Below are 25156 nucleotides of genomic sequence, written 5' to 3'. Positions count from 1 at the left end.
CCGGTACCGCCACGAACGAACCGAGCCTTCCCCAGACATGACTGTGAATCCGGTGACTGCCGAAAACACCGCGGACGCCAAGTCCGCACCCGAAACCCCGTCCGTGCCGCGCCCGTCCGGCGCGGTGCCCAAGCCCGGACCTCGGCCGGGCCCGAAGCCGGGCCCGCCCAAGCCCGCCGTGCCGCGTCAGGCGACCGCGGCCACGGGACCCGGCCCGACGAAGCCCGGCAAGCCCGCGAGGCCCGCCCCGGCCGCGCCGCGCGTCACGCTGGTCCCCGCGACCGAGGAGAACGTCTTCGACGCCGCAGACGACGCGGTGGACGCGCTCCTGGAGGCCGGCACCGAGCCCGGGTCGATCCTGGTGCTGACCACGGGTGGACCGCACCCGTGGCAGCAGCACGAGGAGACCTTCGGCGCGGCGCAGTACTGGCGCCAGTACGACGAGGGCAAGGACGTCTTCTACGCGTCGCTGCCCGCCTCGCGTCCGCTGCGCCGGGCCGCGGTCGTCGTCGTGGTCAACGGATTCGCCGACCAGGGCGACGCCGCGAAGATCCTGACCGCGGCGCTGACCGCCGGGGCGTCGGTGACGGTCTGCGGCGACATCGAGCGCGTGCGGGCGCTCACCGGTGTCGCATAGCACGTCGTAGCACGCAGGGGGCCCGTCCGTATCCGGTCCGGTCGAACTCGGGCCCCCTGCCCCGCGAATCGCCAAGGTCGGCTACGGTTCGTTGCCATGTCGGAATCGCCGTCGATCGCGCAGCTCCTTGACCGGTTCCTCAGCGACCAGGAGGACCGGCTGAAAATACAGCAGTACCGGGCCTGTAGCACCGTCATCGACATGTTGTCGGGCTATCTCAACCGGTACGCCTACATCACCCTGATCGGGGCCGAACGCCAGGAATGGGACCGCGCCTTCTCGGCCGGTGACGACCGGGCGTTCTGCAACGTGTTCGGGGTGCGCAAGTTGATCGCCGGGATAAAGCCGTTCCACGCGCAACATCTGCGCACTCGGCTACAGAGCCCGGAACTCGTCCAGGACCACGCGTTGACGGTCACGACCGATCTGGTCGACTGGCTCGCGGCGCGCGGCCTCACCGCCTGATCGGACGCGTCCGTCAGGACGCGGAAGGTCGGACCAGGGGAGCGGGCCCCGCCTCCGGCAGGTAACGCACGTGCGGCAGTCCAGCCGCGGGGCGGGCCGGGGCGATGCCCGCTGCCCTGATCGGCGTACTGCCGCCGGGACCGCCGTCGCGGCCCGTGCGCAGCGCCGGGGTGCGCCCGGAACGCCCGTCGGCCACCAACTGCCAGCCGTCCCGCGCGACCACCGCGAACGCGCCGCAGCGCAGCCCGTGCAGCACGCACGCGTCGTGCAGCCCCCACATCCAGCGGCCGTCGTCCGCCTCCCACTCGCGCGCGCCCTCGCGGTGGATCGCCAACACCGTCGTGTGTGTCGGGGTGCCCCGGCGCAGGTCGTCCGGGACGATCAGGCGCAGGTTCGCCAGGATCATGTTGCGGCACCGCCAGCCGTCGGTGCGCCCCTCGCCGAAGGCGAAGGAGGCGCTGGCCACCGGGCGTTCGGACCGATCCAGGACGGCTACCACCGCCGTGCGGGCGACCGGCCGGTGCAGGTCGTACAACCGTTTGATCAGCGTTCGGGGGTCGCGCAGCAGCGGGATCCCGCGCGCACGCCAGGATTCGGGGTCCAGCCAGCGGGACGGGCCGGCGGTCGCGGCGCCGGTGCGAGTGGGCGCGGCGGAGGCAGTGGTGGCGATGTGCACGGTCCTCCTTCCGTCCGGAACGGAGAGCGGGCGCACGCTCCGACTACGGGTTGCTCGCGGCGGAGCGGCGCCGACGGGGCCCGCACGGGAATGTGAAGAGAACGCCTTGTCGATTCTTGCGTGAGGCCCGCGAACTCGGCAACACGTACAGGTGATCATTCGGTACGTGCGCGTGACCGTTCGGGGTCCGCCGGCGCGAAGTCACCCCTCCATCGTGAGCACCAGGGGCAACACCTGGACGGCGCCGGCCCGGCGCAGCAGCCGGGCCACCACGGTGAGCGTCCACCCGGTGTCGGTGCGGTCGTCCACCAGCAGGACCGGGGCGTTGAGCGCGGCCACCCGCTCGGCGAGCTCGTCGGGCAGCACGAACGCGTCCGCGATCGAGCGCAGGCGCTGCGCGCTGTTGCTGCGCGGCGCCGGGCCGCCCGCCCCGGGGGCGTACTCGACCCGGCCGAGCCAGGGCAGCCTGCCGACCGCGGCCAGGCGTTCGCCGAGGCTGTCGATCAGCGCGCCGCGGGTGTGCGAGGCGATGGTCACCACGCCGCCGGGCCGGCGCTGCCAGCCCCACGCGGCCAGCACCTGGACGACGGCGTCGAACGCCGCGTCCGGAATCGGCCCGTCGGGGGCGCCGGGGGCCAGGATCGGGCGCAGCCGGTTGCCCCAGCCGATGTCCGAGGAGCGGCCGAGCGCCCGGCCGGCCGCAGCCTGTTCGCCGTCGGGGATGCGGCCCTTGAGTTCGACGCCGGCGACCGCCATGCCGGTGGGCCACATCCGGCGCGCCTCCACCTCGACGCCCGGCCGGCCGAGCGCCGCGCGGGCCGCGTCCAGCGAGGCGGGGTCCACCCGCGCGTCGTGCCGCGGCCCCGCGCACGCGTCGCAGCGCCCGCACGGGGCGGCGCCCGGGTCGTCCAGGCAGCGGCGCAGGAACTCCATCCGACAGGTGCCGTCGGCCTGGTAGTCGCGCATGGACTGCTGTTCGTGCTCGCGGGCCGCGGCCACTCGTGCGTAGCGCTCGGCGTCGTACTCCCACGGGCGGCCGGTCGCGATCCAGCCGCCGCGGACGCGCTTGACCGCGCCGTCCACGTCGAGCACCTTGAGCATCAACTCCAAGCGGTTGCGGCGCAGGTCCACGAGCGGTTCCAGGGCCTGCGTGGACAGTGGGCGGCCGGCGCCGGTCAGCGCGGCGAGGGTGCGCTCGACCTGCTCGCGGGCGGGGAAGCCGAGCGAGCCGAAGTAGCGCCAGATCGCCTCGTCCTCGCGCCCGGGCAGCAGCAGTACGTCGGCCCGGTCGACGGCACGTCCGGCGCGGCCGATCTGCTGGTAGTAGGCGATCGGCGACTGCGGGGCGCCCAGGTGCACGACGAAGCCCAGGTCGCCCTTGTCGAAGCCCATGCCGAGCGCGGAGGTGGCCACCAGCGCCTTGACCCGGTTGGCCAGCAGGTCGGCCTCGGCGACCCGGCGCTCGGCGTCCTCGGTGCGGCCCGAGTAGGACGCGACGGCGTGTCCGCGCGAGCGCAGGAACGCGGTGACCTCCTCGGCCGCCGCGACGGTGAGTGTGTAGACGATGCCCGAGCCCGGCAGCTCGGGCAGGTGGGTGTCCAGCCAGGCCAACCGGTCGGCCGGGTCGGGCAGCCGCAGCACGCCGAGCGAGAGGCTCTCCCGGTCGAGGGTGCCGCGCAGTACCAGCGCGTCACCCGCGGGGTCGAGCTGCTCGGCCACGTCGGCGCTCACCCGCGCGTTGGCGGTCGCGGTGGTGGCCAGGACCGGGACGCCGGTGGGCAATTCCTCCAGGAGAGTGCGCAGCCGGCGGTAGTCCGGGCGGAAGTCGTGCCCCCAGTCGGACACGCAGTGCGCCTCGTCCACCACGAGCAGGCCGGTCGTGGCGGCCAGCTTGGGCAGCACGGTGTCGCGGAAGTCGGGGTTGTTCAACCGCTCGGGGCTGACCAGGAGCACGTCCACGCTGCCCTCGGCCACCTCGGCCTGCACCGCGTCCCAGTCGTCGACGTTGGCCGAGTTGATGGTGCGGGCCCGGATCCCGGCGCGGGCGGCGGCGTCGACCTGGTTGCGCATCAGTGCCAGCAGCGGCGAGACGATCACGGTCGGTCCCGCACCGAGCTCGCGCAGCAGCGCGGTGGCCACGAAGTAGACCGCGGACTTGCCCCAGCCGGTGCGCTGCACCACCAGCACGCGGCGGTGGTGCGCGACCAGGGCCTCGACCGCCCGCCACTGGTCCTCGCGCAGCCGCGCGTCGCCGCCGGCCAGGTCCCGCAGCACGGCGTCGGCGCGGGCGCGCAGGTCCGTCATGGTGTCGAGGCGGGCGTCGGGGGTGGTGGAGCGGTCCTCGGTCATGCCTCCCTTTGTAGCCGCCATCGGCGACATCGCGAAAAGGAAGCGGAGGTGGTTTGTGCATAAACGTATCGGCTACCGCCGCCGACGGGCCCGGGTCGGGACCTTGGCCGGGCGCGCCGGGCGCGCGATGGTGGAAGGGACCGAAACCCCTACGGCGACGGAGGCGCGACGTGCGCTACCTCGAAGTGGACGGATTCCCGCGGGTGAGTCGGATCGGACTGGGCACGTGGCAGTTCGGCTCCCGGGCGTGGGGCTACGGCGACGCGTACGCGTCGGTGACCGCCCACGCGCTGGTCGGCCGGGCCCTCGAACTGGGGGTGACCCTGTTCGACACGGCCGAGATCTACGGGCTCGGGCGCGGCGAACGCATCCTGGGCGAGGCGCTGGGGGCGGACGCGGACCGGGTCGTGGTGGCCACCAAGTTCGTGCCCGTGTTGCCGGTGACCCCGGTGGTGCGCGGCCGGGCGTATCGCAGCATGGCCCGGTTGGGTCTGGACCGGATCCCGCTCTACCAGGTCCACGTCGCCAACCCGCTGGTGTCGATGGACACGGTCATGAGTGCGCTGGGCGCGTTGCAGGACGAGAAGGTGGTCGACGAGGTCGGGGTGAGCAATCACGACCTCGCCCGGTGGCGCCGGGCGGAGCACGCGCTGGGCCGGCGGGTGCTCTCCGACCAGGTCGAGTTCAGCCTCGCGGCGCCCGGACCGCTGCGCGATCTGGTGCCGTGGGCCGAGCGCAATCGGCGCCTGGTGATCGCGCACACCCCGCTGGCCCGGGGACTGCTCGGGTCGCGCTACGACGAGTACAACCGGCCGACCGGGTTCCGCGCGCGCAGCACGCTGTTTCGGCCGGAGAACCTGCGCCGGGCAGGCCCGCTGCTGGAGTTGCTGCGCGAGGTGGCGGTCGGGCACGACGCGACGCCCGCGCAGATCGCGTTGGCGTGGACGCTGCATCGGGGCCCGGTGGTGGCCATTCCTGGGGCGTCCACGATCGAGCAGTTGGAGCACAACGTGGCGGCGGCGGAGATCGAACTGGCCGACGAGGAGTACCGGGCACTGACCGCGCAGGCGGAGGTCTTCGCGCCGTTGCGGGGGCCGGCGGCGATGTGTGGGCGGGTTCCGGGCGGGGCGCGGGCGCGGTAAGGAGGGCGCCGTCGTCGGACCGCACGGTTGCCTGCCGCCTCGTCTGCGCCTGCTGTCCTCCGGCCTTGACCGTGAGATCGGCTGGGCTTCGGTGGCTTGTTTTGTCAAGACCGGTATCCACAACGGCTGATTCATGCACAGTCGGCCGGTGTGTGCCGGAATCGGGTCGGCAGCCGGCGCAGGCTCGCCGTATGAACGACACCGATGGCTTCGACCGCACGCCCTTCGTGGTGATGTCCCCGCAGTCCGTCCTGCGGGTGCGCTCGCCCGCCGATCTGGTGGAGGCCGTGCCCTATCTGATCGGGGTGCGGCCCACCGACAGCGTTGTGCTGCTCGGCATCCTGCCCGGTGAGCGCAGTCGGGTCGGACCGGTGCTGCGGCACGACCTGCCGCCGCCCGCCGACTTCGAGCAGGCCGCCGACCACTTTGCGCGGCTGCTGGCGCGCACCGGCGCGCGGGGTGTGGCCGTGGCGATATACGCGGATGGCGCGCAGCCGGCGGGGTCGGCTGCAGCGGGCGAGGCCGGGCCGGCGCCGGCCGTCGAGCGGTTGCGGCCGTTGCACACGGCGATCGCCCGGGTCTGCGCCCGCCACACGATCGAGGTGCGCGAGGCGGTGTGCGTGACCGCCGAGCGCTGGTGGTCCTACGGCTGTACGGACGCCGACTGCTGCCCGTCCGAGGGCACCCCGCTGCGGACCGGGCGCGACTCGACGGTGGCCGCGACGGCGGTCTGGGCGGGCCTGCCCGAGCCGGTCTCGCTGGCCGAACTGGTGCGCCGCTTCCGCCCGCCGGAGTACGCGATGCGCGAGTTGATGATGCGGGCGTACACGAGTGTGCGAAGCGATCCGAAGGCATACTCGCCGGAGCGCACGCTGACCGCGTTGACCGGTCACCGGGCCCGGTTCCGGGCCGGCGACACCACGATCGAACCGGCGGAGGCGGCGCGGCTGGTGCTCGGGTTGGGCGACGCGCGGGTGCGCGACGAGGCGATGGCCTGGCACGGCGAGCAGTCGGGCGACGCCGACGACCAGGCGCTCCTCGCGCTGTGGACGGCGCTTGCCCGTCGGGCCTTCGCGCCCGCCTCCGCGCCGCCGCTCACCCTCGCCGCGTGGGCGGCCTGGACGATCGGAGACGGTGTGCTGGCCCGGGTCGCGGTGACCGGCGCGCTGCGGGCGGACACCGGATACACGATGGCGCGACTGCTGCACTCGGCGATCAACAGTCCGCTGAGCGCCGCCGAGGTGCGCCGAAGGATCTTCCGCGATGCCGTGACCAACCGGGCGCCGTGACCGTTGGGGGGCCGGGGGCAACGTGTCGACCGGCCGGTCGACGTCGGGAGCCGCGGGCCATCCGGCGTGCCGCCGACTCCGGTGCGGGTGGTCCGGGTCCCGACCCCGCGCGAGACCCACGAGAGAAGCGGGAGACGAGAGCGGTGACCGTGAGCACGATTCCCCACCCCGTCGCGCACGACGCACTCGTCTGTGTGGACGCGCCCGGCATGGCGATCAGTGGGCGCGACGGACAACTGCGCGGGCAGGGCGTGTCGGGCATCTACCACGACGGGCGGCGCACGCTCTCGCGCAACGTGCTCACGATCGGCGGTATCGAACCCGAACCGCTGTCCGGGCACGTGGTCGCGGCGGGTGCGGTGCGCTACCTCGCGATGCGCCGGTTCGCCGCGGACGGCACACCCGACCCCGCGCTGGTGGTCGAGCGCACCCGGTACGCCGACGGCCGCGAGCGGCTCGTGGTGCGCAACACCGGCCGCCGCGCGTTGTGCTTCCCGGTCGAACTGGCCCTGGGCACCGACCTGATCCCGCTCGCCGCGCTGCGGGCCGGACATCGATCGGTCGAGTTGCCCGCCCGGGTGGCCGCGGCCGGCCTGGGGTGGAGCGCGCCGGACGGAATGACCGTGCGGGCGAGTGCCGAGCCCGCGCCGGACACCGCGCTGGCCGCCACCGCGACGCTGCGCTGGGAGGTGGACCTGGAGCCGGCCCGCTCGTGGGCGGTCGAACTGCGGGTGATCGCCGAGCCGGCACCCGGCCGACCCGGTCCACGCGCCTTCGTGGGGCAACCGCCGTGGACCGAACCCCGGGTGCGCTGCGACGACGTGCGGGTCGCGGCCTGGGTCGAGCAGGGGCTGCGCGACCTGCGGGCACTGCTCGTGGTTCCCGATTCCGATCTGCCGACCGCGCCGATGCCCACCGCCGGCGCGCCGTGGCAACTGGCCCCCACGGGGCGCGACGCGCTGTGGACCGCCCGGATGTTGCTGCCGCTGGGCACCCGCTTCGCGAGCGGCGTGCTGCGGTTGCTGGCCGCGCGCCAAGGGGTGCGCTCGCAACCGCGCGACGGCGAGGAGCCCGGGCGGATCCCGCACTTTCTGGGCCGGGTCGGCGAGCGGCCACGCTACGACTGCGCGGGCTCGACCGCGCTGTTCGTCACGCTCTTCGGCGAGGCCTGGCGCTGGGGGTTGCCGGCCGCCGAGACCACCGCGCTGTTGCCCGCGCTCGTCCGCGCGCTCGGGCACCTGTCGCGCACGCTGGGCGAGCGACCCGGCGATTTCGTGCGACTCGGTCCCGAGGGACCCGCGCCGTGCGAACTCCAGGCCCAGACCTACCAGGCCGCGTGGCACGGCGCGGCTCTGCTGGACGCGTACGACCTGCCGGGCGGCGGCGCGCTGCGCGAGCGGGCGGAGCACCTCGGCGTCGCCTTCCGCAAGGCGTTCCGGGCGGAGGACGCGGCGGGTGAGTTCTACGCCGCGGCGCTGGATCCCACCGGCCGACCGATCACCGTGGCCTCGTCCGCGATGGCCCACCTGCCCGGCAGCGGCATCCTGGACGACACCGGGAACCGGGCGGTGGCCCAGCGCCTGACCGCGCCCGACCTGGACTGCGGATGGGGGCTGCGGGCCACCTCGGCCCGGACCCCGGGCTACCACCCGCTCGGCACCCTGGGCGGCGTGGTGCGCGCCCACGACACCTGCGTGGCCGCCGCGGGGCTGGCCGAGGCGGGCCATCTCGACGCCGCACAGCGGCTGTTCGCCGGCCTGCTGCACGCCGCGCCGTGGTTCCAGTACCGGCTGCCGGAGATGCACGCGGGCGAACAGCGCGTGGACGGCCACGCTCCGGTGGCGCACCCTCTGGCGTGTCGCCCGCTGGCGCGCGCGGCCGGAGCGATCCTGCCGGTCCTGGTGGCCTTCGCCGGGATCCGCCCGGACGCGCCGGCGGGCCGGATCACCGTGCGGCCCGCCGGCGCGCTGGACGTCGGCGAACTCGAACTGCGCGATCTGCGGGTCGGCGGCGAGCCGTTCACGGTCCGGGTCAACCGGGCCGGGCAGGCGATCGTGGAGGAGGCGGCGGCGGGCATGCAACTGGCGATCTGAACCGGCCCGCCCGGTGACGCGACGCCACCACCCGCCTGCGCGCGGTGTGCCGACCTTCCGGAATCCGTTTTATCGTCAGCCAGACAGCTAGTGCCCTCCGGGCACTAGGATCGCCCCATGCCGCGCTCCGAGACCTCGATCTTTCCGCCCTTCGGAGTCACCGTGGATCTCGTGGTCCTCACGGTGCGCGAGCACGCCCTGAGTGCCTTGACCATCCGCCGGGGCGAGCCGCCGTTCCAGGGCGCGTGGGCACTGCCGGGCGGTTTCGTGCGCGAGGGCGAGGGCCTGGAGGCCGCCGCGGCACGCGAACTCGCCGAGGAGACCGGCCTGGACCGACTGCCCGTGCACCTGGAGCAGCTCGCCACCTTCGGCGACCCCGGTCGCGACCCCCGGATGCGCGTGGTCAGCGTCGCCTACCTGGTGCTGGCCCCGGATCTGCCCGCCCCGCGCCCCGGCGGCGACGCGGCCGGCGCGCGCTGGTCCTCGGTCGGCGAACTGCTCGGCGACGGCAGCCGGCTCGCGTTCGACCACGGACGGATCCTGGAGGACGGCGTCGAACGGGCCCGCTCCAAAATCGAATACTCCTCGCTGGCCGCCGCGTTCTGCCCCGAGGAGTTCACCGTCGGCGAGCTGCGTCGGGTCTACGAGGCGGTGTGGGGCGTGGCTCTGGATCCGCGCAACTTCCATCGCAAGGTCACCGGCACCCCCGACTTCCTGGTGCCCACCGGTGGCACCACCACCCGCCAGGGCGGCCGGCCGGCCCAACTGTTCCGCCGCGGCTCCGCGGAGAAGCTCAACCCGCCGATGTTGCGCCCCGAGGCCTGACCGGACGGGCCCGATCCGCCCTCGCGCCACCGACGCGTTCATCCCACGATTTCGTTCGGCCCCGGCTCGTTCAACCCTGGCCGCCCAGGTCGAGCCCGACCGCGTCGTAGGCGAGTTGCGCGTCGCGGCTGCGGTGTCGGCCGAGCAGCGCGAGCAACTCCACCACACGCGGGCGCAGCGCCGGCCAGCCCCCGGTGTCCTGCGCGCCCTGAGCGATCCCCGCGACCAGGTCGTCGAGGAGCACACCCAGCCGGGCGTGTTCGCCCCGCAGTCGCCACACCGCGGGTTCGAACCGGGGATCCGCGTGGCGCACCTCCTCGTAGAGGCCGCCGGGGCCTTCGGTGGCCGCGACGTGTTCGTACAGATCGGCCCGCAACTGCCGCAGCCCCGCGCACAACGCGGCCACCCGACGCGGGCCCGCCTGGTCGGCGACCAGACCGTCACGGACGATCAACAACGCGTCGTCGAGGTCGCCCCGCCTGCGGCGGACGGCGTCCAGGACGCCCGGATCGGGAAGAGACATGCCGACCTCCAGAGGCGGTACTCGGCGGTATTTCGATGGTCCTCCAGGACCCGGCAGCCTGTCCAGGTTCGGCGGACTTTTCCGCAGCTCGCCGATATGCAAGTAAATGCCGGGAAAATTGTGGTTTCGCAGATATGTTGCCAAAGATCCATAGATCTCCCGCAGCCGGGGTGACGAGGAGCGATGGCGATGGCGATGATCCAGGCACGTGCGCTGACCAAGAGATACGGCGGCATCGTGGCCGTCGACGACCTGTCCTTCGACGTACTCCCCGGCAGGGTCACGGCACTGCTCGGGCCCAACGGCGCGGGCAAGTCGACCGCGCTGCGGCTGATGCTCGATCTCGAACGCGGCGGGGGCGAGACCCGGTACGACGGTCGGCGCTACCGCGGGCTGCGCCGACCCGGCACCGAGGTCGGCGCGTGTGTGGGGGCCGGCGGGGCACACCCGGGCCGGCGGGTGCGCGCGCACCTGGCGATGCTCGCGTCGGCCGGCCGGATCCCGTCCCGCCGGGTGGACGAGGTGCTCGACCTGGTCGGGCTGACCCCGGTGGCCGGGGCCCGGACCAGGGTGCTCTCGGCGGGGGCGCTCGGCCGACTCGCGCTGGCCTCGGCCCTGCTCGGCGACCCGGGCACGCTGATCCTGGACGAACCCGCGACCGGCCTGGACCCGCAGGGGCTGCGCTGGTTGCGCGACTTCCTGCGCGCCTACGCGGCGGAGGGCCGCACCGTCCTGGTCGCGGGGCACATCCTGGCCGAGACCGCGCGGTGCGCCGACCGGGTCCTGGTGATCAGTCGAGGTCGCCTGGTCGCGGACGAGTCGGCGACCGACTTCCTGCGCCGCGGCGTGCGGGAGGGAGTGTCCGTGCGCACTCCGCAGGTCGCCCGGTTGTCCGCGCTGCTGCGGGCCGAGGGTGTGCACACCACCCGCCCCGGCGGCACCACGCTCACCGTGCTCGGCGCCGACCGGGCCCGAGTCGGCGAGATCGCCTTCCGCGGCGGGATCCTGCTGCACGAGTTGGCCGAACGCGAGCCCGGGGTGGGCGACGCGTTCATCGACGTGATCACCAAGCGGCGCGAGCGCGTCCGGACCGACGCCGACGCCGACGTCGACGGGGCCGGTGTCGAGCCGCCGGTCGAGACCGTCTCGGCGGACCGGCCCACCGAGGAACTCGCCGTCCCCGGAGCCGACCCCACCCGTGTGGCGGGGGTGAACCCGGCGACGACCACGGCGACGGTACTCCTGGAACCCCTGACCCGGCCCGACCCGCCACCTCTTGTCGACGGCCGCGTCGACCTCGAAGCCGAGCCGGGATCGCCCCGGCCCGGACCGACGCAACCCGGACCGACCCAACCCGGACCGACACAACCGTCACCGGCCGAGCCCCACCCCGCCCTGCCGGGACACCCGGAACCCCGGCCGACGCGGCAGGCCCAGGCGGCGGCTCCGGCCGAACCCCGGCGCGCCGACCCACGAGCGTACGCCGCGCCGGAAGCCGGCCCCGGCGCCGCGTGCGCCGCCTCGACCGAGCCGCACCAGGGCCTCGACCGCGGCTTCGCCCAGGGTGCCGACCACGACATCGACCGTCGCACCGACCCGCAGGCCGCGCCGGACGGCGCGGCACACTCGCGCCGAATGGACACGATCGCCGACGGGGTCGGCGCCGGTGGAGGCGTCGGTGCCGGCGTCGGGATCGAGCCGGATTCCGGCGAGCCCGCCGCCGCACTGCCGCCCAGGCGCCGATTCGCCCGCACCTGGCGCTCCGCCGGGCGCGCCGAGCAGACCGACGAGGTGAGAAGCGCATGAGCGCGATCCGATACGAACTCACGCGGGCCCGCAGCCTGCGCGCCACCTGGTGGGGCCTGCTGGGCCTGCTCGCGCTCGGCGCGGGCGCGACCTGGGTGGCGGCCCGCCAGGCCGGCGCCGTCCCGATCGGCTCCGGCGAGGTGGCCCACCTGGTGACCGCGGGTCCGGGCCGAACGCCGGTGCTGGTCCCGGCGATCATGCTGATGACGGCGCTCGCCTGCGCGCGCGAGCAACGGCGGGACGCGCTGCCGACATTGCTGCTCGCGTTGCCCCGACGCGGTCGGGTGTTCCTGGCCAAGGTGGTCGGCACCGCGCTCGCGGCCGTCGTGCTCGCGGCTCTGGCGGTGGGCGCGAGCGTCGGCACGGCCCGCGCCGTGTTCGGCCCCGCCTTCCCCGACCGCGCGGCGATCGAGGCACCCGCACCCCGGATCCTGGCCGGATTCGTCGCCTACGTGCTGCTCGCCGCCGTGTTGGGCCTGGCGATCGGTACCCTCTCGCGCGGCACCGCGCTGATCGCGGTCGCCGCCGCGGCGCTGCCCGCCGGGGCCGAACGACTGATCGCGGCGGCGATCGAGGCCGGAGTCCCGGAGGCGTATCGGGACCTCGTGCGCTACCTCCCGTTCCGCGCCGCCGACCGCATGCTCGTCGTCTCCGACGGTGGCGGGCTGTCGCCGGTGACGGGTGGCGCGGTGCTGGCCGGCGTCACCCTCGTGGTCACCGTGCTCGCGCTGATCACCTTCGTGCGTCGCCGGGCCTGAGCGCTCCGGACGGACGTCACACTTTCGGACGATCGACCCGCAAGGTAGATCACCCTTTCGTGTGTTTTTCAGCCGAGAGCGGGTTTGCTGCTCAAGCCCGACCCGTTCGAGGCCGAGATGGAGAGCGTGAGTATCGCTGCCCATCAGACAATGACCCACGCCCCGGCGAGCGGCTCGGCCGACGCGTTCCGCGCCGGCGAGCCGGGCGCCGCCGGCACCGACCCGATGTCCCGCCGGCCGTACGTGTGGGACGGACCCGACCTCGAACCGGCCCGTGCCGTGCGCAAACCCGGCGTCGGCCGAGGCCGCGGCCTGCACGGCCAACTCGTCCAGCAACTCGGCCAGATGATCGTCGCGGGCGAGGTGGGCGCCGAACGCCCGCTGGTGCCCGAGGAGATCGGCCAGCGCTTCGAGGTCTCCCGGACCGTGGTGCGCGAATCGCTCCGGGTCCTGGAGGCCAAGGGCCTGGTCAGCGCCCGGCCCAACGTCGGCACCCGGGTGCGCCCGGTGAGCGACTGGAACCTGCTCGACCCCGACGTGATCGAGTGGCGCGCGTGCGGCCCGCAACGCGACTCGCAGCGCCGCGAACTCTTCGAACTGCGCTGGGGCATCGAACCGCTGGCCGCGCACATGGCCGCGTGCCGCAACCACCCCGAGATCGTCCGCCGGCTCGCCGACGTCGTGGAGATCATGCAGCGAGCGGTCGCCCAGCCCGACCCGCTGACCTTCAGCCGCGCCGACGCGGAGTTCCACGGCCTGCTGCTCCAGGTCGCGGGCAACCGCATGCTCGATCACCTCGCCGGCATCCTGGCCGCCGCGCTCCAGGTGTCCGGTGGCCACGTGGCCGGCTGCGAGCACCTGTCCGAGGCGTCCGTGGCGCTGCACGCGCGCCTGGTCGACGCGGTCGCCGCCGGCGACGGCGAGAGTGCCGAGGCCGCCATGCGCTCGCTGCTGGCCGTACATCCCGAGGTGGACCGCCAGTTCCCCGCTCCCCGCGAGGGCTGATCGGCGGCCGAGGGCGCAGTGCCTGCCGGAACCGAGGACACGCACGCATCGCCCCTTCGCCGGCCCGTCGTACGGGTCGACGAAGGGGCGCGCGTATGTCCGACCCGCCCGATTTGGCGACGTACGGAGAGTTCAGGCCAATCCTCCCGGTGAGGGGGTTCGCGTGCGTACTCTCGATATCTGACTCGCCGGCTCGGAGTTGCCAACAGGTGGGGTTGTGAGGCAATGAACGACGACAAGGTCGGATGCGAGCGGCCCGCTGTGCTCGACGCGGCGCTGCTGGCCACCTTGACCAGCCAGGGATCGACGGCATTCGCGTTCTACGACCGGCGGTTGCACTGTCGGCGGGTCAGCGGCGCGCTCGCCCGGCTGGCCGGGCTCTCGGTCGAGGACCTGCTCGGCCGACGTCCCGGCGAGGTCTACCCGCCGGCCCGCGCGCGCCGGATCGAGGCGACGATGACCCGGGTGCTCACCCGCGGCGAACCGTACGTCGAGACACACGTGAGCCGCGACCACGGCGATCCCGCCGACCGGGTCGGTTCCAGTCGCGGCGACGCACGCGAACGGGCGTACGAGTCGCAGTGGTTGCCGGTGCGTGACCCGGTCGAGGACACCGGACCGGTGCTCGGCGTGCTTTTGGTGGTGCGCGACATCACCGAGCAGCGGCGCTGCGAGGACCTGCTGCGCTCCAGCCAGTGGCGCACCGCCAGGCTCCAGGCGATGACCGCGCGGATCGCCGGCACGCTCCGGGTGCCCGAGGTGGAGGAGGCGGTCGGCGAACTCGGCATCGGCATCGCCGCGGCCCGCTCGGAGGCGTATCTGCTGGACGAGACGGCGCCGGTGTACCCATGGCCGAACGTGCCGGCGCAGCGCACCGTCACTCGTCGGCGCGGCCTGCCCGCGCACTGGTCGGCGGACCTGGTCGCCGCGGTGACCGACGGGATCGCCCGGTACGTCTCCCACCACGGTCCCGGCGCCTCCCGGGTGATCCTGCCGCTGGTCGGCTCCGGCGCGCCGCTGGGCGTGCTGCGCTACACCTTCGACGACGGACGCGCGTTCGACCCGGACGACCGGATCTTCCTCGAGGCGTTCGCCGGGCAGTGCGCGCTCGCCATCGAGCGCTCCCGGCTCTACGAACGCGAGCACCGCACGGCCGTCGCCCTGCAGCGCAGCCTGCTGCCCGAGCGGTTACCCGCGGTGCGCGGCGTCGAGTTCGGCTACCGCTATCTGCCCGGGGCGCCCGACTTCGAGGTCGGCGGCGACTGGTACGACGTGTTCCAACTGCCCGACAAGCGGGTGGCGATCGTGGTCGGCGACGTGATCGGCAAGGGCCTGACCGCGGCGGCCGGCATGGGCCGGGTCCGCTCGGCGCTGCGCGCGCTCGCCTTCACCGACCCCGAGCCCGCCGCCGTACTCACCGGCCTGGACCGGCTGTTCACCGCGACGGAGGACGACGAGTCTCTCACCACGCTGGTGTACGCCGTGATCGACCCGGCGACCGGGCTGCTCGTCCTCGCCGACGCGGGGCACCTGCCGGTGGTGGTCGTCTCCGCCGACGGCAAGGCCAAACTCGTCGAGATCGGCGAGGAGTCGACGCCGCTGGGAGTCGCCGAACATCGGACGCAGCACACCATCCGACTGGATCCGGGAGACATCCTGATCGGCTTCTCGGACGGTCTCGTGGAGACCCGCGGACGCGGCATCGACGAGGGCCTGGACGACCTCGTGGAGGTCGCCCGGGGGGCCAACGGGGGCCTGGAGGCGCTGTTGACGAGCATCCTGGACGGACTGCTCGGCGACCGGGACCGGGACGACGATGTGACCATCCTGGGGGTGCGGATCACCGGGGACGTATGAGTCGGATCCCTCACACAGGGTGTGGCGCGCGCCGCAAGAGGGAATCGTGTGAGCTGCGCCACCGAATGGGTGCGTAACACTTCTCCGCCTGGCCCGATGAGTACGAAGGTGGCAGCCGTTCGGGAATAGCAAAACAAGCCGATGCGCTGACTTCGAGTGCAACCGGTTTGCCGGAACCACGCTGTCCGCCCGAGTGTCGTTCGCTTGGCGGCGCCTGCCTGTTCACCAGGCCGTGACGCCGTCCAGATCGTCGAGAGGTTGTTTGTGTCGGCCAGCACATCCCGTTCGCTCCCGCCCGAGATCGCCGAATTCGTCAACGTGAAGTCGTTGATCGAGCGGGGTGAGGCCCAGGGGTACATCGCCAGCGACGAGGTGCGCCAGGCGTTCGAGGCCGACCAGATTCCGGCCACCCAGTGGAAGAACGTCCTGCGCAGCCTCAACCAGGTCCTCGACCAGGAGGGTGTGACCATCATGGTCAGTGCCGCGGACTCGGCGGCGCCCAAGCGCACCCGCAAGAGCGTGGCGGCCAAGAGTGCCGCCAAGCGCACCGCGACCAAGACCGTCGTCTCCAACCGCGCCTCCACCGCGGTCACCGTGATGGCGGACGCGGAACCGGTCACGCCCGACGAGAGCCCCGCGCCGACCGCCGTCGCCCAGGCCGCTCCGGCGGCGCCCGCCGCGCCGCGCAAGAGCGCCGCGAAGAAGACCGCCGCCGCCGGCACCGCCAAGAAGGCCGCGCCGAAGAAGGCCGCCGCGAAGAAGACGGCCGGCAAGGCCGGTGAACCCGACGCGGACGCCGAGGAGTTGCCGGACGAGTCCGAGGTCGTGGTCGAGGACGCGGTGCCCGACGAGCCGGAGAGCAAGGGCTTCATCCTCTCCGACGACGAGGACGACGCCCCCGCGCAGCAGGTCGCCGCGGCGGGCGCGACCGCCGACCCGGTCAAGGACTACCTCAAGCAGATCGGCAAGGTCCCGCTGCTCAACGCCGAGCAGGAGGTCAACCTCGCCAAGCGGATCGAGGCCGGCCTGTTCGCCGAGGACAAGCTGGGCTCCGGCGACAAGTTGCCCCCCAAACTCCGGATGGAACTGGAGATCATCGCCGAGGACGGCCGCCGGGCCAAGAACCACCTCCTGGAGGCGAACCTGCGCCTGGTGGTCTCGCTCGCCAAGCGCTACACCGGTCGCGGCATGCTCTTCCTGGACCTGATCCAGGAGGGCAACCTGGGTCTGATCCGCGCCGTGGAGAAGTTCGACTACACCAAGGGCTACAAGTTCTCCACGTACGCCACCTGGTGGATTCGCCAGGCGATCACCCGGGCCATGGCCGACCAGGCGCGGACCATCCGCATCCCGGTGCACATGGTCGAGGTGATCAACAAGCTGGCCCGCGTGCAGCGCCAGATGCTCCAGGACCTGGGCCGCGAGCCCACTCCGGAGGAACTGGCCAAGGAACTCGACATGACCCCGGAGAAGGTCATCGAGGTGCAGAAGTACGGCCGCGAGCCGATCTCCCTGCACACCCCCCTCGGCGAGGACGGCGACAGCGAGTTCGGCGACCTGATCGAGGACTCCGAGGCCGTGGTGCCCGCCGACGCGGTCAGCTTCACGCTGCTCCAGGAGCAGTTGCACTCGGTGCTCGACACCCTCTCCGAGCGTGAGGCGGGCGTGGTGTCGATGCGCTTCGGGCTCACCGATGGTCAGCCCAAGACGCTCGACGAGATCGGCAAGGTCTACGGGGTCACCCGTGAGCGAATCCGCCAGATCGAGTCGAAGACGATGTCCAAGCTGCGCCACCCGTCCCGCTCCCAGGTGCTGCGCGACTACCTCGACTGAGCGGGATCGCCGCACCGTGCGTGGAGGTCACCGGCCCCGGATACACCATCCGGGGCCTTCGTGTGTGCGTTTCCGAGTGAAATCACCCGTTCGCCCGGAGTGAGGATTCCGGAGAGCCACGCTGGGGCACCGGCTTCTACCTGACGGTAGCCGGCGAGAGGTTCCCCATGATGGTGCGAGCGCCCGAGCGGAACAGACGCAGCAGTTTCCGGCGGTACACACGAGGATCGATGGCCGCGCTCGCCGCGGTCGCCCTGGCGGCGGTCCTGACGGCGGCCTCGCCCTCGGGGCCCCCGCGCGCGGTGGTCGGCGGCAGCCCCGCGGACACCGCGACCTATCCGTTCGCCGTGGCCCTCTCCAGTCGCGCCGAGTACGGCTCCGCGCGATCGGGGCAGTTCTGCGGCGGCACGCTGATCGCGCCGACCAAGGTGCTGACGGCCGCGCACTGCATGTACGACGCGAACGGCAAGCGGGAGGACCGCGCGGATCTGAAGGTGATCCAGGGTCGGACCGACCTGCGCACCAAACAGGGCCGCGAGGTGGTGGTCGGCGAGGTGTACGTGAACCCGAACTTCGATCCGAGCCTGATCTCCGGCGACTGGGCGGTGCTCACCCTCGACGAGCCGCTCGGCACGGGCGTCGCGTCGATGGTGGAACAGGACGCGGACGTCTACGCAAGCGGGACCGCGTCGACCGTGGTGGGCTGGGGTGACACCACGGGTCGAGGCGACTACTCCTCGACACTGCGCCAGGTCACCGTGCCGCTGGTGTCCGACGCGACCTGTCGCACGGCGTACCCCGGCGGACGATTCGGGAGCTATGACGCCGCCGCGATGGTGTGCGCCGGTGAGCGACTGGGCGGCAAGGACGCGTGCAGCGCCGACAGCGGCGGGCCGCTTCTGGTGGCGGGTCGGATCGCCGGGATCGTCTCGTGGGGTGAGGGATGCGCGTTGGCGGGTAAACCGGGCGTGTACACCCGGGTCGCCGCGTTCGCCCGGGACATCCGGGATGCCGCCGGATTGTGAGGGATATCACGGACCGCGAGGGCGCCGACCGCCCTCGCGGGTGACGACGACAGACGCCGATGGCGGCCACCTCGCGGTGGCCGCCATCGGCGCGATGTCTGCTCGTCGGGATCTCAGAGGGTCGGCTGTCTGGTCAGTTGTCGTCGTCCGGTGCGGTAACGGGGACCGCCGTGAGGCGGTCGGTCTCGTCCTGTATCTCCACGGCCACCTTCCGAAGCTCAGGCTCGAACTTACGGGCGTGGTGCGCACAGAACAGCAGTTCGCCGCCGCTGGAAAGGACTACCCGAAGGTATGCCTGGGCGCCGCACCGATCACAACGGTCGGCGGCCGTCAACGGACTGGCGGGTGTCAGAACCGAATTCACGTCGCCTCTTCTCTACTCGACGAAGCCTTCATCGATGTCCAACATCAAATCAGCCTCGAACGTTCCCGGGGTGATCGTGTCATGTTCAACAGCTTCTCGGCACACCCCTTCTGCAACTCATTCCTTGTGCATAGGACGTGCCCTGTGCGCGTACGGTTCATGCCGGCCACCCGATCGGGTGGTCGAAGATGTGTTCGGATGCCGGCTAGGATGCGGCGGCGAGCCGTCGCCGGGCTGTCTTCCGGCCCCGGTAGCCTTGCTCTCCGGCGCGACGAAGGTGATCACAGGGCCCGTTTTCGCGGGCTCGGAGCACCGCCGACGCGCCGCACGGATCGACGCGTTCGCGGCGATCCGACTACGCGACTACATGCGAGGAGTTGCACCGCGTGACCGCCCAGACGACCGCGCAGTCCACCGCGCTCCTGGCGGGCGAGCCCGACCACTCGAACTACACCGCGCGGCATCTCCTCGTTCTCGAGGGCCTTGACGCGGTCCGCAAGCGGCCCGGCATGTACATCGGCTCCACCGACAGTCGGGGCCTGATGCACTGTCTGTGGGAGATCATCGACAACTCGGTGGACGAGGCCCTCGGGGGCTTCGGAGACCGGATCGAGGTGCTCCTGCACGCGGACGGCTCGGTGGAGGTTCGGGACAACGGTCGCGGTATCCCCGTCGACGTGGAGCCCAAGACCGGCCTGTCCGGTGTCGAGGTCGTCATGACCAAGCTGCACGCAGGCGGCAAGTTCGGCGGCGGTTCCTACGCCGCGTCCGGCGGCCTGCACGGCGTCGGCGCCTCCGTGGTCAACGCCCTGTCCGCCCGACTCGACGTCGAGGTGGACCGGAGCGGGCACACCCACGCCATCTCGTTCCGCCGCGGCGTGCCCGGCGAGTTCGCCACCCTCGGCGCGGACGCTCCGTTCAGCGCCGGTAACGGACTGCGCAAGATCAAGAAGATCTCCAAGGCCAAGTCCGGGACCCGGGTCCGCTACTGGGCGGACCGGCAGATCTTCCTCAAGGACGCCGCGCTCGACCTGGAGCAGCTCCACTCGCGAGCCCGGCAGACCGCGTTTTTGGTGCCCGGACTCACGATCGTTGTTCGCGACGAGCGTAATGGTGCGAATCCGGGCGAAGCGGACGAACAGGTATTTCACTACTCCGGCGGGATCAGCGAGTTCTGTGAATACCTCGCTCCCGACCGCGCGCTCTGCGACGTGTTGCGCTTCACCGGCTCCGGCACGTTCAAGGAAACCGTGCCGGTGCTCGACGAGCAGGGCCACATGGTGCCCACCGAGGTGCAGCGCGAACTGGGTGTGGACGTGGCGCTGCGTTGGGGTACGGGATACGACTCGACCCTGCGCTCCTTCGTCAACATCATCGCCACGCCCAAGGGCGGCACCCACGTCGCCGGGTTCGACCAGGCGCTCCGGCGTACGGTCAACGACGTGCTGCGCTCGACCAAGCTGCTGCGCGTGGCCGAGGACGACATCACCAAGGACGACGCGACCGAGGGTCTGACCGCCGTGGTCACCGTGCGGCTGGCCGAGCCGCAGTTCGAGGGTCAGACCAAGGAGGTGCTGGGCACCTCGGCCGCCGCGCGGATCGTGCAGAACGTGGTGGCCAAGGAACTCAAGGCGTTCCTGACCTCTACCGCGCGCGACCACAAGGCGCAGTCCCGCGCCGTCCTGGAGAAGGTCGTCTCGGCGGCCCGCACCCGGATCGCCGCGCGGCAGCACAAGGAGGCCCAGCGGCGCAAGACGGCCCTGGAGACCTCGGCGCTGCCGGCCAAGCTGGCCGACTGCCGCAGTGACGACGTCGACCGCAGCGAGTTGTTCATCGTCGAGGGCGACTCCGCGCTCGGCACCGCCAAGCTCGCCCGCAACTCGGAGTTCCAGGCCCTGCTGCCGATCCGCGGCAAGATCCTGAACGTGCAGAAGGCGTCCGTCTCGGACATGCTCAAGAACGCCGAGTGCGCCGCGATCATCCAGGTCATAGGTGCGGGCTCGGGGCGCACCTTCGACATCGACCAGGCCCGCTACGGCAAGATCATCTTCATGGCGGACGCCGACGTCGACGGGTCGCACATCCGCTGCCTGCTGCTCACCCTCTTCCAGCGCTACATGCGTCCGATGGTCGAGTCCGGCCGGGTCTTCGCCGCGGTCCCGCCGCTGCACCGGATCGAGCTGTCCCGGCCCAAGAAGGGCCAGGAGAAGTACGTCTACACGTACTCGGACGCCGAGCTGAAGCGCACGCTGCTGGAGTACCAGCGCAAGGGCATCGCCTGGAAGGACCCGATCCAGCGGTACAAGGGTCTGGGCGAGATGGACGCCGATCAGCTCGCGGAGACCACGGTCGATCCCCGGCACCGCACGCTGCGCCGGATCAACCTCGGCGACCTCGAGGCGGCCGAGCGCGTGTTCGACCTGCTGATGGGCAACGAGGTGGCGCCGCGCAAGGAGTTCATCACCAACTCCGCGTCGCTGCTCGACCGCTCGCGGATCGACGTCTGAGCGAACCGGACACCCGGGCATACGCCGGGCCGGAGGGATTCGTCCCTCCGGCCCGGCGTTTTTTCATGGTCAGGACATCAGGGCCAAACGGTCCGTATATCTGCGATAGAAGGACGAATGTCACTCATTGGCGTGTGACCGGCCGGTCTCCCGTGTCGGCGGGGCGCGGGATCTCGTTGGCCAAGCGATTCCACGACGCATGGCGGAGCCAGGAGTGCGGCCGTGCCGGCGGTTCATCCGTACAGGTGAATTGTGCAGAACCTGGCCGTGCGGCCCGCGCCCGCTGACCATGCTGAAAACCGGTCCCGTCGAACGCCTGTCCAGGGCGCTCGGCGTCGGGACACAGCCGCGCGGTTCGGCGATCGACGAGGAGAGCTACGGTGACGACCAGTTCGTACCGACCCACACCCACCCGGGGTGTGCCGATCGGCGACCCGGAGCCGGATCCGCGCGCGGACATCTACCTGCGGGTGCAGGCGAGCCCCGAGTTCCAGGAGATCCGGCGGCGCTATCGAGACTTCGTCTTCCCGATGTCGCTCGCGTTTCTCGGGTGGTACCTGCTCTACGTGTTCGCGTCCACGTTCGCGCGCGACTTCATGGCGCACCGGATCCTGGGCGCGTTCAACGTCGCGCTGGCCTTCGGTCTGCTCCAGTTCGCGAGCACCTTCCTGATCACGTGGTCGTACGCCCGCAACGCGCGCGGCAAGCGTGACCGGGCGGCGCTCAACCTGCGCTGGGAGACCCAGGAGATGTTCCGGTGAACGGTGCGTACCTCGCGGTGGCCGGCGGCCACCGCGGCCTGACCGGCCTGTTGTTCGTGGTCTTCGTGGTGATCACGCTGGGCATCACCGTGTGGGCCAGCCGGAACAACCGCACGGCCAACGACTTCTACGCCGGCGGGCGGGAGTTCTCCGCCTCCCAGAACGGGCTGGCGATCGCGGGCGACTACATGTCGGCGGCGTCGTTCCTGGGCATCGCCGGACTGATCGCGCTGTTCGGCTACGACGGCTTCCTGTACTCGATCGGCTTCCTGGTCGCGTGGCTGGTCGTGCTCATGCTGGTGGCCGAACTCGTGCGCAACTGCGGGCGGTTCACGATGGCCGACGTGGTCGCGTTCCGGATGAGCCGCAAGCCGGTGCGGACCGCGGCGGGCGCCGCGACGATCGTGGTCTCGATCTTCTACCTGATCGCGCAGATGGTCGGCGCGGGCACGCTGGTCGCGCTGTTGCTCGGGGACAGCGGCGGCTCGGCGCAGACCTGGACGATCGTCGGCGTGGGCGCGCTGATGGTGGTCTACGTGACCTTCGGCGGGATGAAGGGCACCACCTGGATCCAGATCGTCAAGGCGGTGCTGCTGCTCGGCGGCGCGATCCTGATGACGTTCCTGGTCCTGCTGCGTTTCCACTTCGACCTCGACGAGTTGCTGGACACCGCCGCGCACACCAGCGGCCACGGACAGCAGTTCCTCGAGCCGGGTCTGAAGTACGGCAAGAACCTGACCAGTCGGCTGGACTTCATCAGCCTGGCCATCGCGCTGGTGCTGGGCACCGCTGGACTTCCGCACATCCTGGTGCGCTTCTACACGGTGCCCACCGCGCGGGCCGCGCGGCACTCGGTGATGTGGGCGATCGCGCTGATCGGCACGTTCTACCTGCTCACCATCGTGCTCGGGTTCGGCGCCGCGGCGGTGCTCGGGTCGGACAAGATCCGCAAGTCGAACGCGGCGGGCAACACCGCGCTGCCGCTGCTCGCGGAGGAACTCGGCGGCGGGCCGGACACGTTCGGCGGCGTAGTGCTGCTCGCGGTGATCGCGGCGGTCGCGTTCGCGACCATCCTGGCCGTGGTGGCCGGGCTGACCCTGGCCTCCTCGGCGTCCTTCGCGCACGACCTGTACACGAACGTGATCCGCAAGGAGGCGACCGACGAGAAGAGCGAACTGCGGGCCGCCCGGATCTCGGCGATCGTGATCGGCGGGATCGCGATCGGGCTGAGCCTGTCCGCGCAGAAGCTCAACGTCGCGTTCCTGGTCGCCCTCGCCTTCGCGGTCGCCGCGTCGGCGAACCTGCCCACGCTGCTGTACACGCTGTTCTGGCGGCGGTTCAACACCAACGGCACGGTGTGGGCGATCTACGGCGGGCTCGGCTCGGCGCTGGTGCTCGTGTTGTTCTCGCCGGTGGTCTCCGGCGGCAAGACGCCGCTGGTGACCGGGATCGACTTCCACTGGTTCCCGTTGGAGAACCCGGGAATCGTGTCGATTCCGATCGGCTTCCTGTGCGGCTGGATCGGCACGCTGCGCTCGGACGAGGAGGCGGACGCCGCCAAGTACGCCGAGATGGAGGTCCGTTCGCTGACCGGGGCGGGCGCCTACTGACGGTGCGTCAACAGCCGGGCCCGCATGCTGGTCGGGAGGCCCTCGTCCTTGCCGCAACTCTCCGGCCGGGCGGGGGCCTCCCGGCGTGCGTCCACCGCGACGGTCCAGGTGCGGCCGTCGGTGTGGTCGACCCGCACGGTCCACCCGCCGTCGTCCTCGGCCCGCTCGTCGTACACCGACAGCGCGTCGGCCCGGCGCTCGCCGCAGTCCGTGCGGACCGCGAGCTCGGCGGCCTGACCGGCCCGGGAGTAGGTGGCCCGGCCCCGGCACCGGTCCGGCAACATCTCGCCGCGGCGCGCGGCGGCGATCACGGCGCGGGCCGAGGTGGGGTCCAGGCGGCCGTACAGGTAGCCCTGGGGCAGCACGATGGCGGTCGGGGCGAATCGGTGCCCACCCAGGTGGGTGACCTCCCAGGCGGCCTCGGGGAGGCTCGCGGCGAGCGCGGCGGCCAGCGGGCGGCCCTCGACCGCGCAGCACCGGTCGCGCTTGCCGTTCGTGCAGACCAGGATCAGCGGCTCGGCGACCGGTTCGCCCAGTGCGGGCTCGGCCGGTCCGGCCAGCGCGGCGAGGTCGAGCGTGAGCAGGTCGGCGGCGCCGGCCACCCGCAACCGGCGCAGCCAGGTGCCGCCGGGCTCGGTCCAGGCCAGGAAGACGGTCCGCGGTCCGTCGGAGGCGGTGCCCGCGTCGGCCGGGCCGCCCGCGTCGTCGGCCCGGGGGTTCGCCTCGTCCGGTCGCCGGCCCGCCTGGTCCGGTCGGCGGATGAGGGCGGCGCGGAAACCGGCCCTGCCGGCGCGCTCGTCCAGCTGCCGGCCCACCCCGTCGTCGAGCCCGCGACTGCCGGTCAGGGCCTTCGCGGCCCACGGTCCGGGGTGCTCGACCAGCAGCCAGCCGCGCGTGGTCGGAGCGGTGCCGGCCATCGGCTCGGCGAGTTCGTGCGAAAGAAAGACGCAGGTTTCCACGACTGTGCACCGTATAGCTTTCACTTGCCGATCGGCCCGATCGGCCCCGCCCCGAGCGCCCGGATCCGATGATCCCGGTACGGTTGTTGCACACGGTAACGATGGGAGGCGGCCATGCCCCAGGGACGGCCCGACGGGAGAGCGGCGATAGCCGGCTTCACGTTGGACGACGCGGTGGCGCTCGCCAGGGCCGCGCACGACGGTCAGTTGGACAAGGGTGGTCACCCGTACATCACGCACCCGCTGCGGGTGATGCGGCAGGTCGAGGGCACGTACACGCAGATGGCGGCGGTCCTGCACGACGTGATCGAGGACACACCGGTGGGTGCGGACGATCTGCGCGCCGCCGGTGTGCCGGAGCGGGTGGTGGCCGCGGTGATCGCGCTGTCCAAGCTGCCCGGCGAACCGCTGGAGGTCAGCATCGAGCGCGCGGCGGCGGACCCGATCGCGCTCGTGGTCAAGCGGGCGGACATCGCGGACAACCGCTCCGAGGCCCGACTCGGGCAACTCGACGCGGCGACGCAGGTGCGGTTGCGGCACAAGTACACGCGCTCGATCGAGCTCCTGGAGGAGTTCGCCGCGCGCTGACGAACGAGGCCGGCTCGGCCGGCGATCGAACGGGACGAGGCCCCCGCGGCGAGGGACGCCGCGGGGGCCTCGGTGTGCGGGGCC

21 protein-coding genes are annotated in these 25156 nt (G+C 72.2%); 16 read left to right on the top strand and 5 right to left on the bottom strand.

The genetic code is table 11. The annotated features are described in order from the left end of the window. Nucleotides 1–52: 52 nt before the first annotated feature. Both ACIRL2_RS01855 and ACIRL2_RS01850 read left to right on the top strand, forming a co-directional pair. Nucleotides 53–637: a hypothetical protein gene (locus ACIRL2_RS01855; RefSeq protein WP_395869328.1), complete on the top strand. Its 585-nt coding sequence runs from the start codon at nt 53–55 to the stop codon at nt 635–637. A 96-nt stretch (nt 638–733) separates the two neighbouring features. Then, complete coding sequence (locus ACIRL2_RS01850) at nt 734–1102, top strand: hypothetical protein (protein ID WP_395869326.1); 369 nt, start codon at nt 734–736, stop codon at nt 1100–1102. Between the two features lie 13 nt (nt 1103–1115). Here the strand turns inward: ACIRL2_RS01850 and ACIRL2_RS01845 are convergent, their stop codons facing one another. Both ACIRL2_RS01845 and ACIRL2_RS01840 read right to left on the bottom strand, forming a co-directional pair. Continuing rightward, nucleotides 1116–1778 (bottom strand): hypothetical protein, encoded by a 663-nt coding sequence (locus ACIRL2_RS01845; RefSeq protein WP_402229427.1) that lies wholly within the window; start codon nt 1776–1778, stop codon nt 1116–1118. A 201-nt stretch (nt 1779–1979) separates the two neighbouring features. Beyond that, nucleotides 1980–4127, bottom strand: coding sequence for a RecQ family ATP-dependent DNA helicase (locus ACIRL2_RS01840; RefSeq protein WP_402229424.1), 2148 nt, complete (start codon nt 4125–4127; stop codon nt 1980–1982). A 170-nt stretch (nt 4128–4297) separates the two neighbouring features. On the opposite strand from ACIRL2_RS01840, the gene ACIRL2_RS01835 reads away from it, so the two are divergent. The 4 genes from ACIRL2_RS01835 to ACIRL2_RS01820 all read left to right on the top strand — a co-directional run bounded on the left by ACIRL2_RS01835 (nt 4298) and on the right by ACIRL2_RS01820 (nt 9476). After that, nucleotides 4298–5269: an aldo/keto reductase gene (locus ACIRL2_RS01835; RefSeq protein WP_395869320.1), complete on the top strand. Its 972-nt coding sequence runs from the start codon at nt 4298–4300 to the stop codon at nt 5267–5269. Nucleotides 5270–5460: 191 nt separating this feature from the next. Beyond that, the gene (locus ACIRL2_RS01830) at nt 5461–6558 is read left to right on the top strand and encodes a DUF4192 domain-containing protein (protein WP_402229421.1); all 1098 of its coding nucleotides are present in this window, start codon (nt 5461–5463) and stop codon (nt 6556–6558) included. Nucleotides 6559–6707: 149 nt separating this feature from the next. Next, nucleotides 6708–8651 (top strand): glycogen debranching N-terminal domain-containing protein, encoded by a 1944-nt coding sequence (locus ACIRL2_RS01825; protein ID WP_402229419.1) that lies wholly within the window; start codon nt 6708–6710, stop codon nt 8649–8651. Nucleotides 8652–8768: 117 nt separating this feature from the next. Beyond that, nucleotides 8769–9476, top strand: a complete 708-nt coding sequence (locus ACIRL2_RS01820) for an NUDIX domain-containing protein (RefSeq protein ID WP_395869314.1) — start codon at nt 8769–8771, stop codon at nt 9474–9476. A 70-nt stretch (nt 9477–9546) separates the two neighbouring features. Here ACIRL2_RS01820 and ACIRL2_RS01815 read toward each other — a convergent pair whose 3' ends face one another. Further along, nucleotides 9547–9999: a hypothetical protein gene (locus tag ACIRL2_RS01815; RefSeq protein ID WP_402229416.1), complete on the bottom strand. Its 453-nt coding sequence runs from the start codon at nt 9997–9999 to the stop codon at nt 9547–9549. A gap of 189 nt (nt 10000–10188) precedes the next feature. Here ACIRL2_RS01815 and ACIRL2_RS01810 point away from each other — a divergent pair, with 189 nt between their 5' ends. The 6 genes from ACIRL2_RS01810 (at nt 10189) to ACIRL2_RS01785 (ending at nt 18283) form a co-directional block, all read left to right on the top strand. Beyond that, on the top strand, nt 10189–11805 hold the full coding sequence (locus ACIRL2_RS01810; protein ID WP_402229413.1) for an ATP-binding cassette domain-containing protein: 1617 nt from the start codon (nt 10189–10191) through the stop codon (nt 11803–11805). After that, nucleotides 11802–12563, top strand: coding sequence for a hypothetical protein (locus tag ACIRL2_RS01805; RefSeq protein WP_402229411.1), 762 nt, complete (start codon nt 11802–11804; stop codon nt 12561–12563). Before ACIRL2_RS01810 ends, ACIRL2_RS01805 begins: the two co-directional genes overlap by 4 nt. Before the next feature lie 150 nt (nt 12564–12713). Further along, nucleotides 12714–13568 (top strand): FadR/GntR family transcriptional regulator, encoded by an 855-nt coding sequence (locus tag ACIRL2_RS01800; RefSeq protein WP_395869307.1) that lies wholly within the window; start codon nt 12714–12716, stop codon nt 13566–13568. Nucleotides 13569–13793: 225 nt separating this feature from the next. Further along, nucleotides 13794–15425 carry a SpoIIE family protein phosphatase gene (locus ACIRL2_RS01795; RefSeq protein WP_395869305.1) on the top strand — a complete coding sequence of 544 codons (1632 nt, stop codon included), beginning with the start codon at nt 13794–13796 and terminating at the stop codon, nt 15423–15425. Nucleotides 15426–15683: 258 nt separating this feature from the next. Next, on the top strand, nt 15684–17258 hold the full coding sequence (locus ACIRL2_RS01790) for an RNA polymerase sigma factor (protein ID WP_395869303.1): 1575 nt from the start codon (nt 15684–15686) through the stop codon (nt 17256–17258). A gap of 230 nt (nt 17259–17488) precedes the next feature. Then, nucleotides 17489–18283: a S1 family peptidase gene (locus ACIRL2_RS01785; protein ID WP_395869301.1), complete on the top strand. Its 795-nt coding sequence runs from the start codon at nt 17489–17491 to the stop codon at nt 18281–18283. 133 nt (nt 18284–18416) lie between these two features. Here the strand turns inward: ACIRL2_RS01785 and ACIRL2_RS01780 are convergent, their stop codons facing one another. Beyond that, nucleotides 18417–18647: a hypothetical protein gene (locus tag ACIRL2_RS01780; RefSeq protein ID WP_020555816.1), complete on the bottom strand. Its 231-nt coding sequence runs from the start codon at nt 18645–18647 to the stop codon at nt 18417–18419. Nucleotides 18648–19033: 386 nt separating this feature from the next. Here ACIRL2_RS01780 and ACIRL2_RS01775 point away from each other — a divergent pair, with 386 nt between their 5' ends. The 3 genes from ACIRL2_RS01775 (at nt 19034) to ACIRL2_RS01765 (ending at nt 23525) form a co-directional block, all read left to right on the top strand. After that, nucleotides 19034–21154 (top strand): type IIA DNA topoisomerase subunit B, encoded by a 2121-nt coding sequence (locus tag ACIRL2_RS01775; protein WP_395869300.1) that lies wholly within the window; start codon nt 19034–19036, stop codon nt 21152–21154. A 380-nt stretch (nt 21155–21534) separates the two neighbouring features. Next, nucleotides 21535–21915, top strand: coding sequence for a DUF485 domain-containing protein (locus ACIRL2_RS01770; protein WP_395869298.1), 381 nt, complete (start codon nt 21535–21537; stop codon nt 21913–21915). 17 nt (nt 21916–21932) lie between these two features. Then, nucleotides 21933–23525 (top strand): cation acetate symporter, encoded by a 1593-nt coding sequence (locus ACIRL2_RS01765; RefSeq protein ID WP_402229618.1) that lies wholly within the window; start codon nt 21933–21935, stop codon nt 23523–23525. Here the strand turns inward: ACIRL2_RS01765 and ACIRL2_RS01760 are convergent. After that, nucleotides 23519–24484, bottom strand: a complete 966-nt coding sequence (locus tag ACIRL2_RS01760; RefSeq protein ID WP_395869296.1) for a sucrase ferredoxin — start codon at nt 24482–24484, stop codon at nt 23519–23521. The two genes, ACIRL2_RS01765 and ACIRL2_RS01760, sit on opposite strands and share 7 nt — an antisense overlap. Nucleotides 24485–24598: 114 nt before the next feature. Between ACIRL2_RS01760 and ACIRL2_RS01755 the strand changes: the two genes are divergently transcribed. Further along, the gene (locus ACIRL2_RS01755) at nt 24599–25072 is read left to right on the top strand and encodes an HD domain-containing protein (RefSeq protein ID WP_395869294.1); all 474 of its coding nucleotides are present in this window, start codon (nt 24599–24601) and stop codon (nt 25070–25072) included. The last annotated feature ends 84 nt before the right edge of the window (nt 25073–25156 follow it).

It is taken from the genome of Embleya sp. NPDC127516 (assembly GCF_044765325.1).
Lineage (GTDB): Bacteria > Actinomycetota > Actinomycetes > Streptomycetales > Streptomycetaceae > Embleya.
The sequence above is the reverse complement of the archived record's forward strand: the minus strand, read 5'-3'. Positions and strand labels throughout refer to the sequence as shown.

Coding starts and splice junctions, on each gene's coding strand:
- ACIRL2_RS01850 (WP_395869326.1), top strand. CDS start 734: ATGTCGGAATCGCCGTCGATCGCGCAGCTCCTTGACCGGTTCCTCAGC.
- ACIRL2_RS01840 (WP_402229424.1), bottom strand. CDS start 4,127: ATGACCGAGGACCGCTCCACCACCCCCGACGCCCGCCTCGACACCATG.
- ACIRL2_RS01830 (WP_402229421.1), top strand. CDS start 5,461: ATGAACGACACCGATGGCTTCGACCGCACGCCCTTCGTGGTGATGTCC.
- ACIRL2_RS01820 (WP_395869314.1), top strand. CDS start 8,769: ATGCCGCGCTCCGAGACCTCGATCTTTCCGCCCTTCGGAGTCACCGTG.
- ACIRL2_RS01815 (WP_402229416.1), bottom strand. CDS start 9,999: ATGTCTCTTCCCGATCCGGGCGTCCTGGACGCCGTCCGCCGCAGGCGG.
- ACIRL2_RS01810 (WP_402229413.1), top strand. CDS start 10,189: ATGGCGATGATCCAGGCACGTGCGCTGACCAAGAGATACGGCGGCATC.
- ACIRL2_RS01805 (WP_402229411.1), top strand. CDS start 11,802: ATGAGCGCGATCCGATACGAACTCACGCGGGCCCGCAGCCTGCGCGCC.
- ACIRL2_RS01800 (WP_395869307.1), top strand. CDS start 12,714: ATGACCCACGCCCCGGCGAGCGGCTCGGCCGACGCGTTCCGCGCCGGC.
- ACIRL2_RS01795 (WP_395869305.1), top strand. CDS start 13,794: ATGAACGACGACAAGGTCGGATGCGAGCGGCCCGCTGTGCTCGACGCG.
- ACIRL2_RS01785 (WP_395869301.1), top strand. CDS start 17,489: ATGGCCGCGCTCGCCGCGGTCGCCCTGGCGGCGGTCCTGACGGCGGCC.
- ACIRL2_RS01755 (WP_395869294.1), top strand. CDS start 24,599: ATGCCCCAGGGACGGCCCGACGGGAGAGCGGCGATAGCCGGCTTCACG.